A 7,516-nucleotide genomic window follows, 5' to 3' on the forward strand; every position below is an offset into this window, starting at 1 on the left:
GTCCTTCCCCACCCGCACGACCTGCCGCACGGCGCGGCGCTCCGTACCGACGGGGCGCCGTGCCGCGGTCCCCCCTGCCTGGAACCCCCCTGCCTGACAACGGAGCCCCGCCATGTCCCCACTGTTCCTTGCCGCGGCCCCCACCCCACCGCCACCACCGCACACCGGCGGTCTGCTCGCCCTGATACCGGGCACGCCCGGCCTGCTCATCGTCGCGGCCCTCGGCATCGCCCTCCTCCTCTTCCTGATCATCAAGGTCAGGCTGCAGCCGTTCGTCGCGCTGCTCTCCGTCTCCATCGTGGTCGGCCTGGCCGCCGGGCTCTCCGTCACCGAACTCTTCGGCACCGTCCAGAAGTCCGACGTCGTCTCGATGATCGAGAGCGGCATGGGCGGCATCCTCGGCCACGTCGCGATCATCATCGGCCTGGGCACGATGCTCGGCGCGATCCTCGAGGTCTCCGGCGGCGCCGAAGTACTCAGCTCCCGCCTGCTCCGCCTCTTCGGCGAGCAGCGCGCGCCCCTCGCGATGGGCCTGACCGGCCTGATCTTCGGCATCCCGGTCTTCTTCGACGTCGGCATCTTCGTCCTCGCGCCGATCGTCTACGCCGCCGCCAAGCGCTCCGGCAAGTCGATCATCCTGTACTGCATGCCGCTGCTCGCCGGCCTGTCGATGACCCACGCCTTCCTGCCGCCGCACCCGGGCCCGGTCGCCGCGGCCGGCCTCTTCAAGGTCGACCTCGGCTGGATCATCCTGATGGGCCTGATCTGCGGCATCCCGGCCGTGCTGGCGGCCTGGGCGTACGCCGCCTGGATCGGCAAGCGCGTCTTCGTCCCGGTCCCGCACGACATGGTCGAGGCCGCCGAGGAGGCCAAGGCCGCGGTCGCCGCGGAGAAGGCGGCGGCCGGCGTCGGCGCCGACGAGAAGCCGGTGCCGCTCGGCACCGTCCTCGCCATCATCGGCACCCCACTCGTCCTCATCCTCCTCGCGACGTTCTCCTCCATCGCGCTGCAGCCGTCCTCCGGCCGCTCGATCATCGAGTTCTTCGGCCACCCCTTCACGGCCCTGACCATCGCGCTCCTCCTCGCGTACTACCTCCTCGGCATCCGCCGCGGCTGGTCCCGCAAGTCCCTGGAGACGGTCTCCACCGCGTCCCTGAAGCCGGTCGGCAACATCCTGCTGGTCGTCGGCGCCGGCGGGATCTTCGGCGCCGTACTCAAGGGCAGCGGCGTCGCCGACGCCCTCTCCGAGACCTTCCACAACGTCGGCCTCCCGGTCATCGTCCTGGCCTGGCTGCTCTCCGTCGTCCTCCGCGTCGCCCAAGGCTCCGCCACGGTCGCCATCGTGACGACCGCCGGCATCGTCCTCCCCCTGGTAGAGGCCCAACACCTCTCCCAGCCCCACCTGGCCCTCATCATCATGGCGATTTCGGCGGGATCTATTTTCGCCTCGCATGTGAATGACGGGGGGTTCTGGATGGTCGCCAAGTATTTCGGGATCTCCGAACGCGACACCCTCAAGACCTGGACGGTCCTGGAAACCGTGCTCTCCGTCGCGGGCTTCGTGGTCGCGGCGCTGGTGAGTCTCGTGGTCTGACGCGGTCATTGCCGTGCGCGGCCATTGCCTTGCCGCCCCCGTACCCCGAGTATGTGCATGACAACGCCGGAGATTGGTGTCTTCGGTTCGCATATCGGAGAGGACCCCACATGCACAGACCTCTCGTCGGCGCTCTCGCCAGTGCCGTACTCGGAAGCACGGCTCTCATAGGTGCGGGGGCCGGGACCGCTGTGGCCGATGCGCCGCGGGTGAAGGCCGTGGACTTCGCCGGGACCGTGGCGCTCAGCAACTGTTCCGGTTCGGTGGTGCGGATGCCGGACTCGGTGGACAGCGACAAGGCGCTGGTCATGTCCAACGGGCACTGTGTGGAGTCGGGGATGCCGGGGGCCGGTGAGGTCCTCGTCGACCAGCCGTCCAGCCGCAGCTTCACTCTGCTCAGCGCGTCCGGCGGCAACAAGGGCACGCTGCGGGCGAGCAAGATCGCGTACGCGACGATGACGGACACCGACGTCTCGCTGTACGAACTGACCTCCAGCTACGCCGACATCCAGCGGAAGTACGGCATCAAGGCGTTGCAGCTGGCGACCGAGCACCCCGCGCAGGGGGCCGGCATCAAGGTCGTCTCCGGGTACTGGAAGAAGATCTACTCGTGCAGCATCGACGGGTTCGCGCATGAGCTGAAGGAGGGGGAGTGGACCTGGAAGGACTCGGTCCGGTACACCTCCGGCTGCGACATCATCGGCGGCACCTCGGGCTCACCGGTGATCGACAGCGCCACCGGCAAGGTCGCGGCGGTCAACAACACCCTGAACGAGGACGGCGCACGCTGCACGCTGAACAATCCCTGCGAGGTGGATGGGAACGGCACCGTGACGGTCCGGCAGGGCATCGGCTACGCCCAGGAGACCTACGGCATACCCAAGTGCTTCGGTACGGGCAACAAGCTCGACCTGGGGAGGGAGGGGTGCGCGCTGCCCAGGCCGGCTGGGGAGTGACCGCCTGAAAGAGGGGCCCGCCGCCGGGGAGAGCCGGCGGCGGGCCCGTTCGCGGGCGGTGGGGTGACCCGCGGGTGTGGAGGGTGGTCCGGGGGGCGCCGGGGTGCCTACGGGAGGCCGTGGACGTGGCCGCCGACCTCGTTCGCGAAGGCGTTGCCGTTCGCCGCGTCCCAGTTGGTCGACCAGGTCATCGCGCCGCGCAGCCCGGGGTAGGTCTTCGACGGCTTGAACGAGCCGCAGTTGGTTCCCTTGGTGAGGCAGTCGAGGGCCGCGTTGACCACGTCAGGTGCGACGTATCCGCTGCCGGCGGCCCGGGAGGACGCCGGGACGCCGATGCCTATCTGCGATGCGTCCAGGCCGTTCTCCAGTTGGATACAGGCCAGCGAGGTGAGGAAGTCGACCGAGCCCTGGCTGTAGACCTTGCCGTCGCAGCCGTTCATCGAGCCGCTGTTGTAGTACTGCATGTTGACGGCCGTGAGGAAGTCCTTGATGCCGAGCGCCGTCTTGAAGTACTCGTTCTGCGGCGACTGCATGTCGACGGTCTGCGGTGCCATGGTGACCACGAGGTCGCCGTGCGCGGCGCGCAGGGACTTCAGCGCCTGGGTCATATACGTGGAATTGAGGCCGTTCTCCAGGTCTATGTCGACGCCGTCGAAGCCGTAATCGTCCATCAGCCGGCCGACGGAATCGGCGAAGTTCTTCGCGGAGGCGTCATCGGCGACGGAGACGGCGCCCTTCTCGCCGCCGACCGAGACGATCACGGATTTGCCGGCCGCCTTTTTGGCCTTGATGTCCGCTTTGAAGTCGTCCGTCGAGGCATAGCCGAGCGCGGGGTCGAGGGTGAAGCCGACCTGGCCGGGTGTGCCGGTGGCGTCGGCGAACGCGACCGCGATGATGTCGTAGGCGTCGGGGACGTCCTTGAGCTTCTGGACGGTGGCCCCGTTGTCGAAGTTCTGCCAGTAGCCGGTGACCGCGTGCGCAGGTGGGGCGGCCTGGGCGGGCTGGACGGCGCCGGCCGCCGTCAGTCCGGCGGCCGCCAGCGCGGCGGCGGCCAGGGTGCCGAGCAGTCTCTTTGTGAGCGTGAACGTGCGTGGGCGTGGGCGGACCACGACAGCCTCCGGTGGGGGGTGTGGGGGTGTTACGGAGTGCGCGTTCAGGGGCCCCTGTTGCTGCCCTACAACGTGGTCCAGACCAATAAATCTGTCAAGGGTTCGGACGGGAAGGGGAATTGGCGGAGATCACGTTTCGGAGCGCCTTTTCCGGGACAGGGGGCGGAATTCCTCGGCGGGCGCCCACTGTCCGTGCGCGTTATGCGGGAAGCGGAATTCCGGTGAGGGTGAACCGGAGTGGGGGTGCCCGAAACAGTACGGAATGGCGCGTCATGGGTGGGTCGTTGCGGGCGGGTAAGCGGCAACTGATCGCTGGTTGCCCTTACTTGTGGCTGGATCGCGCCCCTTGTCCGGATCCTGCCTTGCACCGACTTGTAAACTTGATCGTTCAACGGTAATGGCCGTGGATAGATCGCCGTTGATCGGTAAATGATCTCCGGAATGGCTACGGTGAGACCGTTGTGGTGACGGTCATCGGAGGCGGCGAAGTGTTTTCTGTTGCCCGGGACGCGGCTAAAGTCTGCGCAGGACAAGACACCGCAGCGAGGGAAGTTGTGGAGCGACTGACGTGGTGAAACGGGGACACACACATGCCGACCGCGATAGCCGTCACCAGCCCTGATCTGGTGCTCGCGCCGCCGGACAGGGTGACGCCCCCCGCGCATGTGCTCGGCCCTCCGGAACGCCAGTCGCTGGACGACGCGCTGTCCCAGATGCACTTTCTCCTGGAGCAGCACGGCCATGTCCTGGTGGTCCACTCCCTGGCGGCGCCGCAGGAGCACGTGCGCCGCCTGCAGACTCTTCGGTCCGTCCTGGAAAGTGACCGGATCGCGCTGATCGGCAGCGCGTTGCCGCCGCTCGGCGTCGGTCTGCTGGTCCGTCAGTTACGCCAGCTGTCGGCGTGCGACGTGGGCCCCGGTGTGCTGGGCGCCGCCGCGAAGCTGCTCACGTACTACATCCACGCGGGCGCGCTGCTGAACAGCGTGACCCGCCTCGACGCCGTGCCCGTCAGCCTCAAGGCGCACGCCAGATCCTGGGTGCCGGGCTCGCAGTTCGCCGTGCTGGCCCACCCCACCCCGCAGCTGGTCATGCTCGGGCAGGACGGCGCCCGGCTGCCCGGTCCCGACTTCCCCACCCACCTGACGGTGGCGCAGGGGCAGTTCGTATCGGAATGGCCGGCGACCCTGGCGCGTCAGTGGGCCGTACAGGCCGTGCAGCAGGCCGAGTTGCCCGGTGAGTCGGCGCGGTGGTGGGGGACCGGCCGGCTGACCGAGTTCGCGGCCGGCATCGCGGACACCGCCGTACTCGCCCGGCTCGTGGCCTCCGTGCACCGCTTCCCCTGCCCCTGGTGCGGTCTGGAACTGATCGGCGACCGCTGCGCGTTCTGTGCCGCCCCAGTGCTCCCCGCGGAACACTCCAGCCCCTCCGGCACCACCGCCACGCGCGGAGCCGGACCGTCCGGCCGGTCGCGGTAGCGGCCATCCGGTGCGGCGGCCACAGTGGGCACATGGACGGATTACTCGGCGACGGGGGCAGCGCACGACCCGGTCACGGCCCCGCCGCACCCGCACCACCCCTGCGTCATGCCCCGCCCCGCTCACCGTAATCGCCCTGAACGAGGTAGTCCGCAACCATGAACTCACGCCAGCGCCGCGGCATCGTCCTGCTGCTCCTGTCGGTCCTGTGCGCATTCGGCGCCTTCGCCGGCGTCCTCTCGGTGATCAGCGATGTGCGGTCCAAGGTGGGCCCCGAGGTCTCCGCGTACGAGCTGCGGACCGACGTCGCCGCGTACAAGGCCCTGAGCGCGGGGCAGTTCCGGAAGGTACAGGTGCCCGAGCGCTGGCTGCCGAGGACCGCGGTGCGGGACCTGGACCAGGTGGTGGGCAGGATCGCGGTCAATCCGCTGCGGAAGGGCTCGTTGCTGCAGTCCGACATGGTCGCCGACCGGCCGGCCCTGAAGCCGGGCCAGCAGGAGATCGCGATCATGATCGACGCGGCGACCGGCGTGGCCGGCAAGATCACGCCCGGTGCCTCGGTCAACATCTACGCCACCTTCGCCGGGGAGGACGGCGACGCCAACAGCTCCAAGGTGATCGTCAGCAACGCCAAGGTCATCGATGTCGGCCGGCTCACCGCGCTCAAGCCCCGGCCGGGCGAGACGGCCGACGCCGGCGGCGAGGCGGTGCCGATCACGTTCGCGCTCAAGACGCTGGACGCGCAGCGCGTCGCGTACGCGGAGTCCTTCGCCACCCACGTACGCCTGGCGCTGGTCGCGCCGGGCAGCGACGCCACCATCCCGGACGATCAGCGGGACTACACCCTGGCCGGGGACAAGTGAGGTAACGGATGGTCACACGAATCCTCCCGGCCGTCGGCGACGCGGAAGCGGCCCGCTCGGTGACGACGCTGCTGAGCCAGCTGCCGGACACCGAGCCCGCCCCGCCCGTCGGCAACTCCACGCTGCTTCTCGACACCCTCGCGCAGCTCGCCGAGGAGTCGCTCGCCGACCTGCCGGAGGTCGTCCTCGTCCACGAGCGCGTCGGCCCGGTGCCGGCACTGGAGCTGATCCGCGAGGTCGCCCTCCGCTTCCCGGCGGTCGGGGTGATCCTGATAACCGCCGACACCGGTTCCGGGGTGTACGCCGCGGCCATGGACTCCGGCGCCCGCGGCGTCGTCGGCCTGCCCCTGTCGTACGACGAGCTGTCGGCACGCGTGCACGCCGCCGGGAGCTGGGCGGCCGGGGTGCGCCGCCACCTGACGGCGGACGCCGGGCTGCCGGCCGGGCCCGGCGGCACGGTCATCACCGTCAGCGGCGCCAAGGGCGGCGTCGGTACCACCACGCTCGCCGTGCAGCTGGCGCTGGCGGCCAAGGCGGTGGGCAGGCACGTGGCGCTGGTCGACATGGACCTCCAGAGCGGCGACGTCGCGTCCTACCTGGACGTGCAGTTCCGCCGGTCCATCGCCGACCTGGCCGGCATCAAGGACATCTCGCCGCGCGTCCTGCAGGACGTGGTGCTGCACCACGAGACGGGCGTCGGGCTGCTGCTCGCGCCGGGCGAGGGGGAGCGCGGCGAGGAGGTGGACGAGCGGACCACCCGGCAGGTCATCGGCGCGCTGCGCAGCCGGTACCACGTGGTGATCGTCGACTGCGGGGCCCAGCTGACCGGCGCGAACGCCGCGGCGGTGGAGATGGCCGACGGCGCGCTGCTGGTCGTCACGCCGGACGTGGTCACGGTACGGGCCGCCAAGCGCACGGTACGGATGTGGGACCGGCTCCAGGTCCGCAAGGCGGAGGACACCCTGGCGGTGGTCAACCGGCACAACCGCACCACCGAGATCCAGCCGCAGCTGGTCGAGCGGATCGTCGGCACCCGGGTGGCCCGTACGGCCGTGCCCGCGGGCTTCAAGGAGCTGCAGCCGGCGGTCGACGCGGGCCGGCTGCAGGACCTGGACGACCGGGGCCAGGTCAAGCAGGCGATGTGGGCGCTGGCCGGCGAACTGGGGCTGGGCCGGGGCGCGGAGGACGGCCCGGTCGGGCACGGCCGGAGCCGGCGCGGCAAGTACCGCAACGACCGCGGCTCGATCGGCCTGCGGCGCCGCCGCGGCGGCGACCCGGCCGACGGCAGACCGGCCGGGGAGGGCTGACCTATGACGGCCTGGCGAGTACGTGCTGCGCGGCGCCTGCGACGGATGCGGCAGGACCGGGGGCAGGTGGCGGTCGAGTTCCTCGGCATGCTGCCGCTCATCCTGGTCACCCTGGTGCTGCTGTGGCAGTGCGCGCTGGTCGGTTTCACGTACACGCTGGCCGGCAACGCCGCCGACCAGGCCGCCCGCGCGGGCGCCTCGCGCGGCTCCGG

The 7,516-nt window shown here is 70.2% G+C and carries 7 protein-coding genes; 6 read left to right on the forward strand and 1 reads right to left on the reverse strand.

Features of this window, described 5'->3' with window-relative positions; all coding sequences use genetic code 11:
• Nucleotides 1–112 precede the first annotated feature (112 nt).
• Together ABT381_RS21160 and ABT381_RS21165 are read left to right on the forward strand one after the other, a co-directional pair.
• Entirely contained in the window at nucleotides 113–1,594 is a 1,482-nt protein-coding gene (locus ABT381_RS21160; protein WP_351596430.1) for a GntP family permease, read from the forward strand.
• Between the two features lie 110 nt (nucleotides 1,595–1,704).
• Nucleotides 1,705–2,550 carry a trypsin-like peptidase domain-containing protein gene (locus ABT381_RS21165; RefSeq protein ID WP_351596433.1) on the forward strand — a complete coding sequence of 282 codons (846 nt, stop codon included), beginning with the start codon at nucleotides 1,705–1,707 and terminating at the stop codon, nucleotides 2,548–2,550.
• 107 nt (nucleotides 2,551–2,657) lie between these two features.
• Here ABT381_RS21165 and ABT381_RS21170 read toward each other — a convergent pair whose 3' ends face one another.
• Nucleotides 2,658–3,659, reverse strand: coding sequence for a chitinase (locus ABT381_RS21170; RefSeq protein ID WP_467754778.1), 1,002 nt, complete (start codon nucleotides 3,657–3,659; stop codon nucleotides 2,658–2,660).
• A 590-nt stretch (nucleotides 3,660–4,249) separates the two neighbouring features.
• On the opposite strand from ABT381_RS21170, the gene ABT381_RS21175 reads away from it, so the two are divergent.
• The 4 genes from ABT381_RS21175 to ABT381_RS21190 form a co-directional block, all read left to right on the forward strand.
• Nucleotides 4,250–5,134, forward strand: coding sequence for a hypothetical protein (locus tag ABT381_RS21175; RefSeq protein WP_351596436.1), 885 nt, complete (start codon nucleotides 4,250–4,252; stop codon nucleotides 5,132–5,134).
• A gap of 158 nt (nucleotides 5,135–5,292) precedes the next feature.
• Nucleotides 5,293–5,997 (forward strand): Flp pilus assembly protein CpaB, encoded by a 705-nt coding sequence (gene cpaB, locus ABT381_RS21180; protein WP_351596439.1) that lies wholly within the window; start codon nucleotides 5,293–5,295, stop codon nucleotides 5,995–5,997.
• An 8-nt stretch (nucleotides 5,998–6,005) separates the two neighbouring features.
• Nucleotides 6,006–7,304: a CpaE/TadZ family protein gene (locus ABT381_RS21185; protein ID WP_351596443.1), complete on the forward strand. Its 1,299-nt coding sequence runs from the start codon at nucleotides 6,006–6,008 to the stop codon at nucleotides 7,302–7,304.
• Between the two features lie 3 nt (nucleotides 7,305–7,307).
• A partial coding sequence (locus tag ABT381_RS21190; protein ID WP_351596446.1) for a TadE/TadG family type IV pilus assembly protein occupies nucleotides 7,308–7,516 on the forward strand: 209 nt, incomplete at its 3' end.

This window comes from Streptomyces sp. NPDC000151 (assembly GCF_040301705.1).
Classification (GTDB): domain Bacteria; phylum Actinomycetota; class Actinomycetes; order Streptomycetales; family Streptomycetaceae; genus Streptomyces.

Coding starts and splice junctions, on each gene's coding strand:
- cpaB (WP_351596439.1), top strand. CDS start 5,293: ATGAACTCACGCCAGCGCCGCGGCATCGTCCTGCTGCTCCTGTCGGTC.
- ABT381_RS21160 (WP_351596430.1), top strand. CDS start 113: ATGTCCCCACTGTTCCTTGCCGCGGCCCCCACCCCACCGCCACCACCG.
- ABT381_RS21175 (WP_351596436.1), top strand. CDS start 4,250: ATGCCGACCGCGATAGCCGTCACCAGCCCTGATCTGGTGCTCGCGCCG.
- ABT381_RS21165 (WP_351596433.1), top strand. CDS start 1,705: ATGCACAGACCTCTCGTCGGCGCTCTCGCCAGTGCCGTACTCGGAAGC.
- ABT381_RS21185 (WP_351596443.1), top strand. CDS start 6,006: ATGGTCACACGAATCCTCCCGGCCGTCGGCGACGCGGAAGCGGCCCGC.